This is a genomic window from Lawsonibacter asaccharolyticus, assembly GCF_022453915.1.
Taxonomy (GTDB): domain Bacteria; phylum Bacillota; class Clostridia; order Oscillospirales; family Oscillospiraceae; genus Lawsonibacter; species Lawsonibacter asaccharolyticus.
In genome coordinates this window covers 1,998,841-2,015,152 of sequence record NZ_CP091870.1, presented here as the reverse complement: position 1 = coordinate 2,015,152, position 16,312 = coordinate 1,998,841, and the positions used below count along the sequence as shown (strand labels likewise).

The following is a 16,312-nucleotide window of genomic DNA, read 5'->3' as shown; positions in this document are numbered from 1 at the left end:
ATACCACATATAAAGGCAGCCGTCAGCCCTCCTTCATGCAGAATGGAGATATGGAGATGGGGAAGAGCCGAAAAGTGCATAGGCGTCCAGTGGACGCCCATGCACCTGCTATGTTTTTTAAAAGTTAGGTAGGACTACACTGTAGCGCGCCTGCCCCGGCCTGCGGTGACCAGCTGCCAGAGGGGGAGCAGAAAGAGGAAGAATGCCGTCAGCAGGGAGGCGGCGGGGGCCCCGGCGGAGGCCAGGGGGACACCCCCGGCAATGGACCAGGGGATGAGGGGGGCCACCACCACGGCGCTGTTTTCCAGATAGATGGCCAGCTTTTCCCGGCTTTTCTCCAGACCGCCGCACAGCTGGTGGGTGAGCATGATGGACAGAGTCTGGTTGCAGGCGATGGCGCTGGCGAGGACGGAGGTGACCAGCACTGCGGCGTAGGGGGACAGGACCGCACCCCACGCCTCGATGCGTCTCCGGATGGGCTCCAGCAGCCCGGTCCTCTGGAAAATGCCGGAGTAGGAGGAGGAGAGGCAGACGATGGCCCCCACCTGGAGCATGGAGACAATGCCGCCCCCGTCGATCATGGTGGCCAGCTCCGGGCTTTGGGCGGAGAAACCCAGGACGGCGTCCTTCAAAAGGGTCAGGGGGGCGGCGCCCTGATAGGCGAGGCAGAGCACCGCGGCAGCGGCGATGCTGGCCAGCATGGCCGCCTTCACCCGCACCCGCAGGGCGGAGAGCACCAAAATCAGAGCCGCCGGGATGAGGGGGAGGGGACCCAGACGGAACTCCAGGGCGAAGAGGGGGGCGATGTCCGCCGCCTGACCGGCGGCGGGGGAAGACAGGCCGAAGAGCAGATACAGCCCGGCGGCGAGGGCGAAGGGGACCAGGCAGGTCCGCAGCATCTGCCGGATGTTCCCAAACAGGTCGGTCCCGGTGAGGTCGGCCACCAGCAGGGCGCTGGTGGAGACGGGGGAACACCGGTCTCCAAAGTAGACCCCGGACAGGATGGCACCACCGGTCATCAACGGGTCGGCCCCCAGGGCGGCGGCCATGGTCATGCAGACGGCGCCCATGGTGGCCGCCGAGCCGAAAGCAGTGCCAGTGAGGAAGGAGACTAGGCAGTTGAGCAGAAAGGAGCACACCAGGAACAGACGGGGCTCCATTACCCGGACGGAATAGCACACAATGGCCGGGATGGTGCCCCCCGCCCGCCAGAGAGAGGTGAGGATGCCGATGAGGACGAAGGTGGTCAGGATATTTTTAGCGGCCCGGACCCCCTGAGCGGACATACCCAGCACCTCCGGAAGAGAAAAGCCCTTTCGGATGGCGTACAGGGCAAAAATGACATATCCCAGCAGCAGGGCGAACAGGAGGGAGATATGGAAGATGACGCACACCAGCAGCGCCGCTGCGAACAGAGAGAAGACAAGGAGCTCCATGACGCACCTCGGGTTGAAGAATGACAAAAGGAGGGGAGGACCTACTGGTCCCAATGGGAAAATCGTCCATTGAGCGTGGGTACGGCTATTATAAACGAAATGGAGGAAAAGTACAAGGACGGGAACGAAGTCCCCGCCCCGCGGCATGGCGCTGTGTTTTCCGGTACGTGCGATAAAATTCGAAATGGTCCGCAATATGCGGGGGACAGAGATCGTGCTTATCAGGTGAAAGGTACGTTTACAGGCTCAGGGCCGGAAAGAGAGCGGGCTATGGAGGACCGGAAGATCATCGAGCTGTCTGGATGCGTATCGAAGAGGCGGCCTGATGTTTTCATCAGGCTGTAGGAGGAGCCGCTGACGAAGGCTCAGGTAGACAGCGGCGGCGATTGGAGCTTTGCCAGATGTGAGGATATCATGATGACCACAAAGACGGGACCTATCTTTTGTACTATGCCGGCCATGTGCAGTTTATCGCAGAGACGGAAGCGGCTCATACATAAAGAGCTTTGAACCTTATAAAAATCATATTTATGAGGAGAACCCCATTTGTAACTCCGAAGTCGGGTTATCAATGGGGTTCTCCATTTATACAGTTTCCAAATGCCTATTTTTCATATCTGCGCAGAAGATCAAGCAGTTTTGCGGCATGTTCCGCTTCATCTTCCGCAAACTCGGAAAACAGTTTGGCAAGCGCCGAGTTATCCTCCTCGAGTTCATGGGCATAGGCCTGATAGTCCCGTACAAGTTCAGTTGAATTTTGCCAGGCCCTGAGCACATGATCCCGGTTAGTAATGGTAAAACCATTTTTGGTATCCATAGAAATACCTCCTAAGTTTGATATTGTTTTTGTATCTCTGTCATTAGCTGCCGTTTGTTCATCGGTGGCAGACAGGAGTGATTCCGGCACACATAGAACGTGGTTTCTTCGTTCAACAGCTTATATTCTTCCGATGGATGTTCCAAAACCTTGACTATGGCATCAGATGGCAGCACAAATGGAAGGTCGTTCAAGTGCTCTCCGTTCGGGACTGCGGTGATCAAAAGCGGCGGCTCCCAAAAATCTGACAGAGCCATTAAAAACATGGAATATCCGGCAGGATATCGTTCCGCTTCTCCTGACATATAGGCAAGCTGTTTGTTCAGAATGTTCTCCATACCCTGATCCGGCAGCAATGCATTCACACGTACAAGCACATATGCTAGGAGGGAGTTTCCACTGGGGATCGCCCCGTCATAGCACTCTTTCGGGTGAAAAAGCAGCGCTTCGTTCTCTGTGCCGCTGAGATAAAAGCCGCCATGGAGCGAATCGTGATACTGGGCGATAGCTTCTCTGATGAGCTGTACCGCCCGGCGAAGAAAGGTGCGTTCCAGTGTGGCATCATACAGAGAAAGCAGAGCAAAAATATAGCTTGCATAATCATCCAGAAAACCGCGCGCTCCCAGTTTGCCGCCCCGAATGCTTACATAAAGCGTATCCTGATCGCACAGGCTGTTCTCAAGAAAACCTTGCGCCCTTTTTGCGGCGTCCAGATATCTGGGATTCCGACTGCACCGGTACAGCCGGCACAGCGCCGCGATCATAAGGGAATTCCATGCCGTCAAAACCTTGTCATCTGTATGCAGGCGGGTGCGCCTCCGCCTGTATTCCCGCAATGTGGGCAGAAAAGGGTCAAAACGCGCATCTGTCAAATTTTTTGTGTGGAGAAGATTGGGAATGCTCTTACCCTCAAAGTTCCCCGCTTTTGTAATACCGAACCGTTCGCAAAAGGCGGAGCCGTCGGCTTGCCCCAGGAGCTCGATGATCTCCTGCGGAGTGAATACATAGTATTTTCCCTCCTCGCCATCGCTGTCCGCATCCTGGGCGCTGTAAAAGCCGCCGCTGGGAGAGGTCATTTCATTGAGAATATAAGAGGCTGTCTTTTCCGCAACTCCCAGATAAAATGACTGCTCCGTGAGATCATAGGCTTTGCAGTAGGCGAGGATCAGCAGAGCGTTATCATAGAGCATCTTCTCAAAATGCGGAACAAGATAATACCGGTCTGTGGAATATCGGCAAAATCCGTATCCAATATGATCAAACAGTCCGCCTGCATACATCTTTTGCAGGGTTGTTTCCGCCATGTTTAAGGCGCGGCTGTTCCCGTGCTTTTCGTATTGCTGCATCAGAAACAGAAGATTGTGGGGGGCTGGAAATTTCGGTGCGCCGCCGAAACCGCCAAATGACGCATCAAAGTTCTGCTGATACCATTGCAGGGCAGTGTACGGTAAAGTTTTATCTGCTTGTGACGCAGGAGTACGATGCTGATGGAGAGCCTCCGTGATTTTGTTTGCGGAGCGAAGAAGGGCGTCCCGCTCGTTCTTCCATTTCTGCTGAATAATGAGCAGCAGTTCTTTGAGTCCTACGGCCCCGTATCGGGCAGTCTTAGGAAAATAGGTCCCAGCGAAGAATGGTTTCTGCTCTGCGGTCATAAAGATGCTGACAGGCCAGCCGCCCCTCCCGGTGAAAGCCTGACAGACTGCCATATAAATGCTGTCAATGTCGGGGCGCTCTTCTTTATCTACTTTGACCGACACGTAGTACTTGTTTAAGATATCAGCGATTTCAAGATCCTCAAAGCTTTCACGGGCCATTACATGGCACCAGTGGCAGGTGCTGTAGCCAATGCTCAAAAAGATGGGTTTATCCTCTGCTCTTGCTTTGCAAAAAGCTTCCTCGCCCCAGGGGTACCAGTCTACCGGGTTTTCCGCATGCTGGAGAAGGTATGGGCTTGTCTGATATTTCAGATGATTGCTCAAATCCTCACCTCAGTTTTTCAGATCCCCCATTGCGGGGCCACCGCTGCCGATGCTCACTACTTTGTGCTCCGATCTCTTTCCTAAGATTGAAAATTAGGCTGATTCCGAGTTTGCTCCCGTAGTGATCTCATATACTTCTCCCCATGATGATTCTGATGATAGTGTGGTCTAAAAGGAGAAAAGTATGTCTTTTCTTTTACGTCCCATGATTTGGTACAAATTCATAGGCGGCATGGTCGCTTTGAAGGGAAAATATTGCTTTTCCTCTTTCCCACAGCCTTGCCTGCAAATGCACATTACAGCTTTCCCGAATGGTGCTGGACATCTTTCCGCACTGTGGCGCACGAAGAGGGTGGCCCGTATGTGGGGATGTTATATCCAACTCCAGCAGGAGGCTGCCTTGAGACAGACAGATATGTTCCGGGGTAAATGCTTGAACTTTGACGCCTTTGTAGGTTGCCAAACGATACTCCCTGCCTTGGTACACGATCGCGCAGATGCATCCGCGGAAGGAACTTCCGCAAAAGGGGATATGGGCGATCGAGATCATGATAGAACATGCGCTCGGGAAATCATTGCACTGCATCCACAGGTAGGAGCGGGGAAAAGAGGTTCCGCTGTCCTTCTCTACATAGCCGAGACCACCTTCGAAGCTATGCACATATCCATCCATTCGGACGCTGCCTTGGAGTGTGTGGGCCATGCTGAGAACGCCGTGCCGGCACTCCATGGGGAAAAAACGGAATGGCCCCATGATATCGGAACAGAGCGGCGCAAGCGGTCCGTACACGATCTCACCGCTGATGCCGGGCAGCTCAATATGGCAGCCCTGGCTCGAAAACCAACATCGGTCCGCCTGTATCATACCGTTACAGACGGTCAGATCCGACACCTGAAATTGTCGGGCACCTTCTCGAGAGATCAGTTGGATAAAATCGCCGCTCACTGCCCGGCCGGGAATGAATGCTACCATGTCATCCCCTTTTTGATGCTTAAAATACCAGCCCTCAAAACCTTTTTGTCCCGACATACGCATGTTACAGCCCTCCTTTGAGGAATGGACTAAGTATGCCCATATGAGCGGGATATAAGACGATCTTTATTTGCTTCTCAACGAAACGCAGGTGCATCCTCTTTTCATGTATATACGGTCCCAACGCGTCATAAGCGTACGGCGGCGGCCTATTTTCGAATGGATAATGGATTTTCAAGGCAGCTCCTACCTCTCATGCATGATATGCACACGGAAGAGAGCTGCCTTTCACTTCTGCCGGCGGTTTTGGATCTGATCAGCGTTTTCCGGAAGCATACTTGCCCATGTGTATGTCCAGCACCCCTCTGGGCGGCTGGATCAGGGCATCCTCATACCGGCACGTCCACTGGATCTGACGGCTCAGCTGGCCGTCCTCTATGCCGTCTATGGTTTCCCCGTCCTGAATGGAGTTGTCATGCTCCAGAATGTAGGAAGCCGCATTGTAGGCATGGTTCACCACCCAGTTGGGGTCCATTCCGTGGAAGTGGTACTGGAGGTCCGGCAGGAACAGGGTGCTCATGCCCACCGTGTCGATGAGCATATCTTCGGTGCCCTCAATGTTGAAGAAACGGACATTGACCCCAAAGCGAATGAAACGGTCCGGCCCCTCGATCTGGTGGGAGCGCACATCCTCCGCCAGAAACAGTTTGCCGCAGTTCTGGAAATAGAACGCCTCACAGGTGGGATACAGCTCCGCCAGAGCCGCCAGAAAGTCGGCATCCAGGTTGGCCCGCTCCAGAGCCGGAAGCGCCGCCGCCAGCATATCGGTGGCTACCACCTGATACCGACACTCCCGGAAGATCCGATCGCGGTCCTCCTGACAGTCCCACATCTGGCTCATCAGGAAGGCGTCAAAGCCTTTGCCCTTGAACTTGTCGCATTTCATCACCATCAGCTGCACCGGGCATTTGCCATCCTGAAATTCCGCGATATGACCCAGGGCGGCAAAGCCGGCCATCTTTTTATCACGGCAGAAACACTCTACGGCGCCGATGTGCTTTTCCATCACAGCGGTCATCTCATCCTTGTCCGGCATATCCACCGGCTCTTTGAACAGCATCTGAATGAGATAGGGGCCGCCGGGCTGGGGGCCTTTTTTGTCATCCAGGTTCTGCTGGAACACTTGATTGCTCATTCGATTTCCTCCTTATAGCAGTAGATCATGCGGCAATGGACAATCACTGCTTTGTGTGTGGAGTTACTCCAAAAACTAAAAAAAGAGCCACGCAAAACAGAATCAGTCCAATAAAATTACGCTCTATCAGCAGTTTTATGGCCATGAGAAGCAGAAAACCGCAAATCAGAATAATTATACCGTTCATTTCCTTCATTTTCGTTCTTTCGGTCTGTTAGCGAACAGCTTCCACCGGAACTCCAGTTCTTTCTGGACAAACTCTTTCGGCAGGCCCCGGGGGTTGGCGATGAGATACCATACCCGAAAGGTGCGCTTCTCCGGGTCTGTCTCCTGCCGGTAGAGCTGATAGCCCGCCTCATCCTCCTGCGTCCACTGTCCTGTCTGCCGCTTGGCCTGCACAAAGGGTTCCACCACCCGATCCAGTTCCTCCCTGGTGCGGCTTGAGGCCCAGGCGTGATCCACATCATTGGTATGGGAGAGGTGGAACAACATCGAACCCATCCAGTTCTTTGCCTTGTGTTCTGGCGTTCCGCGCAATTCCGCCTGACGGCGGTACTCCGCCAGCTGTTCCGCCGTTCCGTACCGTTCCACCATCTGCTCCCGCACATAGATGCACCAGCTGTAGTCCTCCGGCTGGGTAAAAGGGGTGCAGACCGGCTGGAGCGCCTCTGCCGGGTCCGCCTCAAAGCGGTCGATAAAGTCGAGGTAGTGGGCTTTAATCAGGGGCAGGAAGGTGTCCAGCAGCCCGGTGTTCAGCAGCAGATCTTCTGTGAGCATCCGAAAGAACGAACCGCCTGTTGTCGATTCTATTCTGAAAGAGTAGAGGTAGTCATCTCCCTGCTTAATGATACAGCTGAAACCTACCTCCACATTTCCATGGCCGATTTCGTAGTCTATGTAGTTGTAGCGGCTCCGCTCAAACCAGATCTGATAGGTCAGCCCGTTTTTCATTTTCTTTTTGAAGTCGCCCTTTTTCAGCCGTTTCCAGCCCTTTTTCTCCAGGCCCAGGCCGTTCCATAGGTAGTCCAGAGCCTCCGCAAAGATGTCCGCCGGGCGTTTTTGTCCCATAGCTATCCCCCTCCCCCACTGCTTATGTCTGTGCCTCGCTGTTCCTGATCGCATCTGCTAATTGACCGCTAACCGTGTCTATGTAGAGATACACTCCGTCCCGGTCGCAGTGGTACAGGTTGGAATAGCTGGTACTCCCATTGGGGTGGATGGGATTGGGCTCCACCACCTCAGTGGCTTCCAGCAGGCCGGCACCAAGCTCCGCCGCGGCAGTGAGGGCCTTTTTCAGCACAGCAAGCTGTCCGTTGCTCCAAAGTCCCTCCAGATCCTCCAGCACCTTTGGGTCCTGCTCCAGATCCCGGAGAAGCTGTACCACCTGCTTCGGAGACAGGTACACACCGGCACAGTAGTTTTCAACAATCTGATTTTTTGCCGGATTGGGAAAGGCTGCTGGCGCCACCTGTGCCCACGGGGTGAAATACCGGGCATATTCCGGCTTCTCCTCCACCAGAAAGGAAAATGCGCTCCCCCGGGTGTAATAGTAATCCCGGAAAAAGCCCTGGATCACCGCAATGTAAAAGCCATGGCTCTTATCAAACAGCTCGTCTGGTGCTGTCCCTGCCCCGACCCGCAGGGTATCCAGATATTTTTCCGCATAGAAATCCTCTATCCCATGCTGTGCGGCAAGGGCCAGCACCTTTTCCTCCTGCCCCTGCTGGACCCAGGTAAGTGGGGTAAAATACCATTTCTGCATTTCTTCCGGCGAAATCGGGTGAAAACTCACATCGTATCCCATACACTTCCTCCTTAGTAATCCAGTAAAATGGGCACCTGCTGTTCCTCGGCAAACCGCATAGCCCGCCAGAACATGGAGAAGGCGAACTTGGCAAGAGATTCCGTATCATACTGGGTGTGCTCCGGGATGTCCGCCTTGCTGTACTGTCCATTCGGGCCCACGGTCCCGTCTACCGGGTATCCCTCCGTGTCTGCCCAATCAAGGATGGTGTCCTCATCGGCCTGCCACGCCAGCTGGTTCAGTTTCTCCAGCTCCTTCCGCAGTCCGCCCAAAGTGGCAATCAAAGCCGGATCGTCGGTGGGCAGGGGAGCCTTGAATAGGAGGGGGGCTTCCAGCGGGAGCCACCAAGTGGTCCCCCGGAACAGGGACCACACCCGCTCCTCATCTGATGCAAGGCGGGCGACCAGAGGATGCTCCCCAAAGTTCCAGTCCTTCTCCACGGTGGGGGGCACCGGCTCATCGTACGTATGGCAGGCGGCCACCAGCAGCATAGCGCCGAAGGCGTCCCAATCGGGCTTGTCGGTGTAGTAGGGTTTCTCATTATCTTCAGGCCAGGGAGTGCAGGGGAGCTGGCCCGGCTGAGAAATGGCGCTCAAGATCTGATCCCGCCAGTTCTCCACCGCCGCCTGGATTTCAGCTGGGGACATTTCTTCCTCGTTATCAGCAGCTTCTCCATCCGGCGTGATCCGGTTAAAGGTGTATCCGTTTTCCTCCGCCCACTGCTGGACGACGGTTTTCCAGTTGTGAGAATAGTACCGGGTCAGCGTCCCGGCGTAAATGTCAAGTCCCATAAGTTTTTCTCCTTTTCTGTTTTGTCAAAGTCGTTCCAGAGTACAGTCGTGCCCGGAATGGTCCGTATCCAAAATGATTTCCACAATGGTGTCCATAGTCTCTTTTCCGAGATCGCGGACGCTTTTTTCATAGGCCAGCCACTTGATGCGGATGGGCTGGCCATACTCATGCCGCCCAAAACCGCCCCGGAGAATGTCATTGAAGGCGTCCAGGTTCCGACCAATCTTCCAGTCCAAACCGAAGGTAAATACCCGCTCCACCTCGTCATAAAAACCGGCCATGTTGGAAAAGCGGCGGCCGTCGATGGTGAACACCTCTCTCATGTCCATATAAACGGCTCCTTTAAGTCATATTTCTCCATGATCTTATTTTCCAAGGCTTCATAGGCATCCATATCCTCTGGCTGCGCTGGAATACCCTTTTGCCAATAACCGTTCCCATAGTAGAAAAACATAGCCCAGTAATAAGGCAGGTCATGGCTGAATATCGCCACTCCAATGGCATCGGCCACTGGCTCTGCCAGCGGTGAGCGTTCCACTATCTGGGAGGCTTCCTCATAGGAGATCCCCACCAGCTCCACCAGCAGGTGTTTCACCAGTTCGCAGAAGCTGTGCTGATTGAATATGACCTGACCATCCTCATCTTTGAACACAAGTCCATCTCTCACCATGGTATTCTGCTCCGTTTCTTACTCCTCGTCCCCGGCCTTGAAGTTGTAGATGGGGCGGATGACCTTTACCACATCCGCTGTGGGGCCGATATTGTCCAGAATGTCCTGCATCCCCTTGTAGGCCATGGGGCACTCGTCCAGGGTGGCCTTGCTCACCGAGGTGGTGTAGACTTCTGCCATCTGCTTTTTGAATTCAGACACCGTGAAAGACTGTTTGGCGTCCGCCCGGCTCATGAGCCGCCCGGCACCGTGGGGGGCGGAGCAGTTCCAATCCTCGTTACCCTTGCCCACGCAGAGCAGGCTCCCGTCCCGCATATTGATGGGGATGAGCAGCTGCTCGCCCTCTTTGGCGGACACAGCCCCTTTCCGCAGGATCATGGCGTCGGTGTCGATGTAGTTATGGATAGTGGTAAACTGCTCCTCCACATGGAGCTTCATGCCTTTGACGATCTCATCCATCATGGCCTGCCGGTTGAGCATGGCGAAGTGCTGGACGATCTTCATGTCGTGGATATACTGCTCAAACAGTTCCCCGGACACATAGGCCAGGGCCTTGGGGATACTGGTCTGCTTGAGGTTTTTCAGCTTCTTCAGCTCTTTCTGGATCTCCTTCTCCCGGCCCTCCGCCTTCATCTGGGCCACCAGGGCCTGGAGAGAGGCATCGTCGGTGCGGTTGAGCACCTTATAGCCTGCCTCCTGATAGTAGCTGGCCACCTCTACGCCCAGATGACGGCTGCCGGAGTGGACCACAATGTAGAGGTTTCCCTCATCGTCCTTGTCCACCTCGATGAAGTGGTTTCCGCCGCCCAGGGTGCCGATGCTTTTTTCTGCCCGGAGGAGATCCACATGGCGGGCGCAGCACAGTTCGCTCAGGTCGATCTCATTGAGGTAGCGGTGGGCCTTATCCCGGATGGAGAAGCCGGAGGGGATTTTCTCATAGATCAGCTTGTCCAGCTTTTGAAGCTCCAGCCGTCTCTCCCGGATACGAGTGGTCTCCATGCCGCACCCGATGTCCACACCCACCAGATTGGGCACCACCTTGTCGGTGATGGTCATGGTGGTGCCGATGGTACAGCCCGCCCCGGCGTGGATGTCGGGCATGAGCCGGATACGGCTGCCCACCGTAAATTCTTGGTTGCACAGTTCCTGAACCTGTGCGATGGAGGCGCTGTCCACCACATCGGTGAAGATCTTGGCCTCATTGTATTTTCCTTTCATTTCGATCATAATTTCCTCGCAATATTCTATGGGGTATGGCCCCGTCAAGTCATCTCATACAGCAGGGCAGCGTCGCCCTGCACCAGTTCCAGATGGGAGCGCAGCGTTTCCAGTCCGCTTTGCACCGCCTCGGTGGGCAGATCCCAGTCTGGGGCAATTTCAGCGGCCAGCTCCGGAAGGTTCTGCTCCCGCAGAGCTGCCAGCAGTTTAGACGCCAGCTCTCCCTCCAGCAGAGCGCAGTCCAGGGTATCCTCCGTCTGGGGAGCAGGAAAACGGACATCCAGATCCAGCTCGCTCTCACACCAGTCCCAGATGGCCATATAGACCGCGCCGGAGCAGTCGCCGTTGGACAGTTCCTGCCGCTGGCCGTCTTTGAGAAGATAAAAGGATGCGATCTGTGACATGGTGATTCCTCCTGATTGTTATTCACATTATTACTAATAAGTCGAACAAAATTAGGGTGTTGGATTAACTAATTACAATCAATGATAATACCAGCGTCTTTCGCCCATTGTTCGCTTTCATTAGCAGGCACCACAATAATTTGATTTTTTAATTGATATTTCCATCCTAATTTTATTGCATATTGTATCATTGTTGATACAACAGAAGGTTGATAGAAGTTAATAGCCCATGTAGCAATTCCCCAATTAAAAATCACCTCGATGTATGTTGATTTCAAACTATAACATCTGACTTTTACATGGGTAGCAGTCTCATTGACAATCCAGGAAAAAGCGTGACCATCTATAATAATTTTACGCTTCTTTTTTCTAAAGACTTTCATGTTTTTCTCCAGATATGTAGCTTATTGTAAGTGCTTTTTGCCTTCCATCAATCCTTCGGCCTGCAACCGGATCACATAGAAGGCCCGCACCCAGTCCAGCTCCTGCTCCATGGATTCCTCCAAAGCCAGCAGGCGGCGCTTTCCCAGCCTTCGGTCCAGAAGGGCAAAGATGCGGACAAGGGGATTCTCGCTGACGAGGCTTTTCTCGATGCTCTGGTTGTCAAAGATCCCAAACGCCTCATAGAACACCTTTTGGTCAAAGGAGCCCTGATCCAGCGCATAAGCATGAGCGCGGTCGATGGCCCCTTTTGCACGGTCGTAATCTTTCAGCGTGGTGGACCGCAAGTGATGAAATTTCGTCCACACATTCTCAAAATAGGTGTAGTAGTTGCTCCGCAGCACTTCCACACCGTCCACTCGAATGGCTGCCCGGCCCTCATGGTCGGCGCTTTTGCTGTAACTGGCGGCAAAATACTGGATGTGGCCCCGGAGCGCCGGGCACAGGTAGTCATTCTCCAATTTGTTCCGGATTCCGCTCCAAGTTGACATGATAGCCGCCTCCTTTCTGATGCCGCTGTGGGTAAGGTTGATTCCTAATAAATTGAAATTTGAAGATTACATATAATCCTCGATATATGATCGTTCTATAAATTCTTTTACTGCAAATATATCTGCAAACTCCTCATACCGGGGAAATCCGTCCACATTATGTGCTGAGTAAGTCAAATGGAACAGATAGTAAATGTCTCTTCCTATTCCGTTTCTGACAACATATAACACATCATCATTGGATTCACACTTCGCAACCGCCTGGATTTTTTTTCCGTATAAGAAGTGGTCTTGTCCTATTTCTTTGTTTAGTTCAGCAACAAATGCCCCGTCCGCCTGTGTGAAGGGGATCATATACCAGTTAAAATCTTTACCATATTTATCGTACAGATCACAGAACATTTCTTCTAATGTCATTTTTCCTTCACTCATTTACGGTTCAGCCCCCAACCGCTGCGCTGTTTTTATTGCTCATTGAGATACCTCGCCAATTTCTTCTCCAGCAGTTCCGTCATATCATTGCAGAGGCGCTTTACCTTATCCTGCTCATGGGCGTAGTACCAGATGGTTTCCTCTCCGGGGCGGAGCAGAAGCTGGTCGCCGTCCGCTTCTTTCCAGAACTCGCCCAGCACACAATACCGCTCTCCATGGATGGTCAGATGAAATGTTCCAGAGAGTTCAACGATTACACCTGTGGATACATTGATGCCTGCGGTCAGCAGGAAGAACTCCCGCACCTGGGCCGGAAGCGTGAAATCCAGCACCCTTTCTCGTCCTGCGATTTGCTCCTCTGTGGCGGCGGGCTTGATCTCATCAAAGAGGTTAAGCACCTTTGCCAATGCCTTGGAGAACTTGGGGTAACGATGAAACCACTCCGGGTGACTGGCCTTGAATTCCGTTTGCTTTTTCCGCTGCTCTCGCTTCTGCTCCTCGCAGAACGCATCCAGCTCCGCCAGATACCGCTCCTGGTAGAGATCACTGGTCTTAAATGCTGTGCCGCTCTTTTCCAGAATGGCGATGGCTCCCTTTTGGCTGGTAAGCACCGGGACCCACTGAAAGTCATGCCGGCAAGGTTTCAGTTTCAGAAATTCACCGCGATTGAGCAGGGTTTCCAGTTCGGACTCATGCTTGTCCCACCAGCTCCGCCAGGTTTCGGGCGTTTCCCGCCCCTCGGCCAGGTCCAAGAGTTTTACTGTCAATGATTCTTTGTTCATAGGTACATACTCTCTTTCTCAGCTGTCACGATACTTGTGATTCTATGGCTTCGCCATCATCATTGATATAAGTGTAATGAATAAAATCCTCGTCCACATTACTCGGAAGCACAAAGCTCATTCATTTTTGGAATCAGTAATTTATCCATCCACTGACAAACAATCTCAAAGGTATTGTCAATTTTTTCTTCATTTCCTATATCAAGATATATTTCATTGTCTCTTAAACTGCAAAACAGTGGTTGTGTGTTGATGTCCGGTTTGGCGTAACCATAAGGGTCGTATGGACGGGTGTTGATTATATAGCAAACCTCTATGCTTATGCTATCCTTTGTGTTCCCGCCAAATGAGGAAAACGCAATCATATATGTGAAATTTTTACTGTGCCTCGTAAGTGTTTTGTCGGATTTTTTATACTTAAAGCCTAAATGCCCGTACTTTCCTTGCAACTTGTTTCCAAGCATTTGCATTGCTTCGTTAAAGTTCATTGTGCCCCCTCCATTTTTTACAGGAAAAATAAATATAGTTCATTTCTCCGTTTCAGAGGTCGCAGGAATAGATGCTCATGACCCCGTAATCGGTGTGCAGGACAAGCCCGCTTTGGGTAAAGGCAAAATTCACCTGCAGCACCACAAAGGGGTCGTCAATGGCAGCCAGCAGTTGGCCGCTGCTGGTATCCCACAGCTCTATGGGAGAGTTGCCACGATCCTGCTGAACAGCCATCAGGCTGTCCCTTGTCTTCACCGCGCAGGTATCTGAAAAACTCAGCCCCTGCCGGACAGAAAATGGGAAAGGATTGGCTATCTCCTCTCCGGTCTGGGTCAGATAGAACTTGCCGCCCACCGAGAAAAACTGGTCATCCGGGGAGAAAAAGGGATGCCAGCCCTCATTGGAGATCACTGTTTTTTGGGCGGACTTCAAATCGACCAGCACATACTCACCCTCGGTGACGCGGTAGGCCGCTTTGCTCTGCCGGGGAGAGAGCATCCCGAAGCAGTAATAGGCAAAATTCGGGTCTTTTGACTTCTTGCATTTTACCGTTTCCCGCCATATCTCTGTGTTGCTGCCAAAGTCAAAGATGACGATCTCCTCGCCCGTGTACCACAGGGCCAAGTTGCCGCTGACATCCAGCATGGCCTTCATGCTGTTTTTCTTGTTGGCAAAGGGTGTGATTTCATGGGTGCGGAGTGAGAACTGCTGGAGAAGATAGCTGTTGTTCAGCAGCAGAGTATCATTGGGGCAGAGGACCTGCTCATAGGTCATCCGCCTGGCACCCAGAGAGACCGTTTCAAGGATCTCTCCGCTGCCATTGAAGTAATAGAGGATCTCGTCCTCAAAATCTCCGGCCACCCTCGTCAGGAAGAAGTCGTCCCGTGTGAGGGCGGCAGCCAGGGGCATAAAACCGTTGCTGTCCTTTCCAACAAACCGATGGCACCGCGCCTGCCCAACAGCAGCATCTGGATTCTGATAGACAAATCCTTTCCGCATCTGGCTCATCATGGCGCTGGCCGCCTTGCTCTTGACCTGGAAGGCGGAGTCACACAGGATCTCCTTGACCTTCCCGCCATTCAAGCAGGTTCGGATGATATGTCCGTCAATTTCGATCCGCCACTTCTTATTTGTGGCGGGGTTGAGGAAGGTTTTTTCAATCATGGCTTCGACCTTTCCTCCTTTCGGATCAGGATGCTTTTTCCCTCGGCGTTGATGCTATACAAGTCGTCCAGATGGATGTGGAATCCGTCCTCACGCACGGTTTCTGCCATACCCAAAGCGGCTTTCGCCAATAGAAGCAGCCCCGCCCGGTTTCCCGTTAATTCCAATTCATTTCCATCATCATGGGTGGCAAAGGAGAGGTGGGCTTTCGGTTCTAACGGTAGGATGGGCAGTTGTTCATCATTGAATTGAATGGTCAGTGTTTTGGTTGTCATCGTTTGTATCCCACCTTTTAAAAACTTCTCAATCAAAATCCATCCAAAGCAGGTGTTTTCCGCAGTGGAGACACTGGAACAGATAGCATTGCAGGTGCCCGCCATTGACGGATTCCCGAATCATTTCCTTCTGCTCCTCGTCCCACATAGGATCTTCCAGCACATCTTCCATCACACCCAGCGCCCGCAGTTCTCTGGAACCCACAGGGCCCAGATAGGCGCAGTAATCGCCGCAGTGGGCGCGCCAGTATTCCTGCTGCCAGCCGGAGTAGCCGGGAGTGCGGTGGATGAGCTCGTCCAGCTTTTCAGAATCGTCCACACCATCATCCACAGAGAAATCGTCCTGGAAGCTGCCGTCATATTTCCGGGCCGCCTCGCCGCTGGAGATACACTCCGGGCACAGATGCTCAATATCCTTCACAGCGTAAAAGGGGGCTGTATAGAAAATATGAGTTGTCTTGCCGCAGCAGTCGCAGACAACGCCATCTGGGGACTCCTCAAAAGCGCCGGTTTCCAGAGGGGTGGGGTGATACCGGAAGGTGGGCAGGCCCAGCTGGGCCTGCCGCTCCTTCTCTTTCTGTTTTTCCTCCGGCGTTTTTGGCCTGGGGAGGGCATAGTGGTTGCCCCAGTTCTCCGCATAGTCCTTCAGCGTACCCAGCCGCTTGAGGGTCTTTTTATCGGAATGATTTCCAATTTGGCAGAGCAGTTCGTAGGAGTCCTTCTTAAAGTCCAGCAGATCATACACATCCACCAGCACTTCCTTGGCCTGCCGGTCCTCGGCGTGTTCCAGGTCCTCCTTGAAGGCATAGAGGGCGCGGACACTGTCCGGATTTCCTTCTGTCTCTCGAAACTGCTTTTGGAGTTCAATATATTGCTTCAGGTATTCGTTCATGGTCAAAATCTCCCATCAATCCCACCAGAAGTACCAGACGGCGGACTGTTTCTGGGAA

At 53.0% G+C, this 16,312-nt stretch carries 20 protein-coding genes; all 20 read right to left on the bottom strand.

The window, feature by feature from the left end; genetic code table 11:
• Window positions 1-134 precede the first annotated feature (134 nt).
• Window positions 135-1,436, bottom strand: a complete 1,302-nt coding sequence (locus L9O85_RS09695; RefSeq protein ID WP_256182131.1) for a Na+/H+ antiporter NhaC family protein — start codon at window positions 1,434-1,436, stop codon at window positions 135-137.
• 604 nt (window positions 1,437-2,040) lie between these two features.
• Window positions 2,041-2,253: a ferritin family protein gene (locus L9O85_RS09690; protein WP_108980920.1), complete on the bottom strand. Its 213-nt coding sequence runs from the start codon at window positions 2,251-2,253 to the stop codon at window positions 2,041-2,043.
• 11 nt (window positions 2,254-2,264) lie between these two features.
• Window positions 2,265-4,232: a thioredoxin domain-containing protein gene (locus L9O85_RS09685; protein ID WP_301578537.1), complete on the bottom strand. Its 1,968-nt coding sequence runs from the start codon at window positions 4,230-4,232 to the stop codon at window positions 2,265-2,267.
• Window positions 4,233-4,428: 196 nt separating this feature from the next.
• On the bottom strand, window positions 4,429-5,268 hold the full coding sequence (locus L9O85_RS09680; RefSeq protein WP_050623965.1) for a tocopherol cyclase family protein: 840 nt from the start codon (window positions 5,266-5,268) through the stop codon (window positions 4,429-4,431).
• Between the two features lie 253 nt (window positions 5,269-5,521).
• Window positions 5,522-6,400 carry a DUF4261 domain-containing protein gene (locus L9O85_RS09675; protein WP_301578536.1) on the bottom strand — a complete coding sequence of 293 codons (879 nt, stop codon included), beginning with the start codon at window positions 6,398-6,400 and terminating at the stop codon, window positions 5,522-5,524.
• A gap of 192 nt (window positions 6,401-6,592) precedes the next feature.
• A complete protein-coding gene (locus L9O85_RS09670) occupies window positions 6,593-7,468 on the bottom strand; it encodes a spondin (RefSeq protein ID WP_301578535.1) in 876 nt (291 codons plus the stop codon).
• Between the two features lie 22 nt (window positions 7,469-7,490).
• Window positions 7,491-8,204 (bottom strand): YjfB family protein, encoded by a 714-nt coding sequence (locus L9O85_RS09665; protein WP_050623968.1) that lies wholly within the window; start codon window positions 8,202-8,204, stop codon window positions 7,491-7,493.
• An 11-nt stretch (window positions 8,205-8,215) separates the two neighbouring features.
• On the bottom strand, window positions 8,216-8,995 hold the full coding sequence (locus L9O85_RS09660; protein ID WP_301578534.1) for a hypothetical protein: 780 nt from the start codon (window positions 8,993-8,995) through the stop codon (window positions 8,216-8,218).
• Between the two features lie 24 nt (window positions 8,996-9,019).
• Window positions 9,020-9,325, bottom strand: coding sequence for a barstar family protein (locus tag L9O85_RS09655; RefSeq protein WP_108980925.1), 306 nt, complete (start codon window positions 9,323-9,325; stop codon window positions 9,020-9,022).
• Window positions 9,316-9,666 (bottom strand): hypothetical protein, encoded by a 351-nt coding sequence (locus L9O85_RS09650; protein WP_301578533.1) that lies wholly within the window; start codon window positions 9,664-9,666, stop codon window positions 9,316-9,318. Before L9O85_RS09650 ends, L9O85_RS09655 begins: the two co-directional genes overlap by 10 nt.
• Window positions 9,667-9,684: 18 nt before the next feature.
• Window positions 9,685-10,893 carry an RtcB family protein gene (locus L9O85_RS09645; protein WP_301578532.1) on the bottom strand — a complete coding sequence of 403 codons (1,209 nt, stop codon included), beginning with the start codon at window positions 10,891-10,893 and terminating at the stop codon, window positions 9,685-9,687.
• A 35-nt stretch (window positions 10,894-10,928) separates the two neighbouring features.
• Window positions 10,929-11,288: a hypothetical protein gene (locus tag L9O85_RS09640; RefSeq protein ID WP_301578531.1), complete on the bottom strand. Its 360-nt coding sequence runs from the start codon at window positions 11,286-11,288 to the stop codon at window positions 10,929-10,931.
• A 68-nt stretch (window positions 11,289-11,356) separates the two neighbouring features.
• Window positions 11,357-11,671, bottom strand: a complete 315-nt coding sequence (locus tag L9O85_RS09635; protein WP_227145648.1) for a hypothetical protein — start codon at window positions 11,669-11,671, stop codon at window positions 11,357-11,359.
• A 21-nt stretch (window positions 11,672-11,692) separates the two neighbouring features.
• Complete coding sequence (locus tag L9O85_RS09630; RefSeq protein WP_301578530.1) at window positions 11,693-12,220, bottom strand: SF0329 family protein; 528 nt, start codon at window positions 12,218-12,220, stop codon at window positions 11,693-11,695.
• 66 nt (window positions 12,221-12,286) lie between these two features.
• Window positions 12,287-12,652, bottom strand: coding sequence for a hypothetical protein (locus L9O85_RS09625; protein ID WP_256182148.1), 366 nt, complete (start codon window positions 12,650-12,652; stop codon window positions 12,287-12,289).
• 32 nt (window positions 12,653-12,684) lie between these two features.
• Window positions 12,685-13,434 (bottom strand): SMI1/KNR4 family protein, encoded by a 750-nt coding sequence (locus L9O85_RS09620; RefSeq protein WP_301578529.1) that lies wholly within the window; start codon window positions 13,432-13,434, stop codon window positions 12,685-12,687.
• 98 nt (window positions 13,435-13,532) lie between these two features.
• Complete coding sequence (locus L9O85_RS09615; protein WP_050623976.1) at window positions 13,533-13,922, bottom strand: hypothetical protein; 390 nt, start codon at window positions 13,920-13,922, stop codon at window positions 13,533-13,535.
• A 52-nt stretch (window positions 13,923-13,974) separates the two neighbouring features.
• Window positions 13,975-15,087, bottom strand: coding sequence for a hypothetical protein (locus L9O85_RS09610; protein ID WP_301578528.1), 1,113 nt, complete (start codon window positions 15,085-15,087; stop codon window positions 13,975-13,977).
• A complete protein-coding gene (locus L9O85_RS09605; protein ID WP_050623979.1) occupies window positions 15,084-15,362 on the bottom strand; it encodes an Imm32 family immunity protein in 279 nt (92 codons plus the stop codon). The genes L9O85_RS09610 and L9O85_RS09605 overlap by 4 nt, the downstream gene beginning before the upstream one ends.
• Before the next feature lie 28 nt (window positions 15,363-15,390).
• Entirely contained in the window at window positions 15,391-16,254 is an 864-nt protein-coding gene (locus L9O85_RS09600; protein ID WP_301578527.1) for a CbrC family protein, read from the bottom strand.
• Between the last annotated feature and the right edge of the window lie 58 nt (window positions 16,255-16,312).

Coding starts and splice junctions, on each gene's coding strand:
- L9O85_RS09670 (WP_301578535.1), bottom strand. CDS start 7,468: ATGGGACAAAAACGCCCGGCGGACATCTTTGCGGAGGCTCTGGACTAC.
- L9O85_RS09675 (WP_301578536.1), bottom strand. CDS start 6,400: ATGAGCAATCAAGTGTTCCAGCAGAACCTGGATGACAAAAAAGGCCCC.
- L9O85_RS09615 (WP_050623976.1), bottom strand. CDS start 13,922: ATGAACTTTAACGAAGCAATGCAAATGCTTGGAAACAAGTTGCAAGGA.
- L9O85_RS09645 (WP_301578532.1), bottom strand. CDS start 10,893: ATGATCGAAATGAAAGGAAAATACAATGAGGCCAAGATCTTCACCGAT.
- L9O85_RS09650 (WP_301578533.1), bottom strand. CDS start 9,666: ATGGTGAGAGATGGACTTGTGTTCAAAGATGAGGATGGTCAGGTCATA.
- L9O85_RS09680 (WP_050623965.1), bottom strand. CDS start 5,268: ATGCGTATGTCGGGACAAAAAGGTTTTGAGGGCTGGTATTTTAAGCAT.
- L9O85_RS09620 (WP_301578529.1), bottom strand. CDS start 13,434: ATGAACAAAGAATCATTGACAGTAAAACTCTTGGACCTGGCCGAGGGG.
- L9O85_RS09635 (WP_227145648.1), bottom strand. CDS start 11,671: ATGAAAGTCTTTAGAAAAAAGAAGCGTAAAATTATTATAGATGGTCAC.
- L9O85_RS09665 (WP_050623968.1), bottom strand. CDS start 8,204: ATGGGATACGATGTGAGTTTTCACCCGATTTCGCCGGAAGAAATGCAG.
- L9O85_RS09605 (WP_050623979.1), bottom strand. CDS start 15,362: ATGACAACCAAAACACTGACCATTCAATTCAATGATGAACAACTGCCC.
- L9O85_RS09655 (WP_108980925.1), bottom strand. CDS start 9,325: ATGGACATGAGAGAGGTGTTCACCATCGACGGCCGCCGCTTTTCCAAC.
- L9O85_RS09660 (WP_301578534.1), bottom strand. CDS start 8,995: ATGGGACTTGACATTTACGCCGGGACGCTGACCCGGTACTATTCTCAC.
- L9O85_RS09690 (WP_108980920.1), bottom strand. CDS start 2,253: ATGGATACCAAAAATGGTTTTACCATTACTAACCGGGATCATGTGCTC.
- L9O85_RS09625 (WP_256182148.1), bottom strand. CDS start 12,652: ATGAGTGAAGGAAAAATGACATTAGAAGAAATGTTCTGTGATCTGTAC.
- L9O85_RS09640 (WP_301578531.1), bottom strand. CDS start 11,288: ATGTCACAGATCGCATCCTTTTATCTTCTCAAAGACGGCCAGCGGCAG.
- L9O85_RS09600 (WP_301578527.1), bottom strand. CDS start 16,254: ATGAACGAATACCTGAAGCAATATATTGAACTCCAAAAGCAGTTTCGA.
- L9O85_RS09610 (WP_301578528.1), bottom strand. CDS start 15,087: ATGATTGAAAAAACCTTCCTCAACCCCGCCACAAATAAGAAGTGGCGG.
- L9O85_RS09695 (WP_256182131.1), bottom strand. CDS start 1,436: ATGGAGCTCCTTGTCTTCTCTCTGTTCGCAGCGGCGCTGCTGGTGTGC.
- L9O85_RS09630 (WP_301578530.1), bottom strand. CDS start 12,220: ATGTCAACTTGGAGCGGAATCCGGAACAAATTGGAGAATGACTACCTG.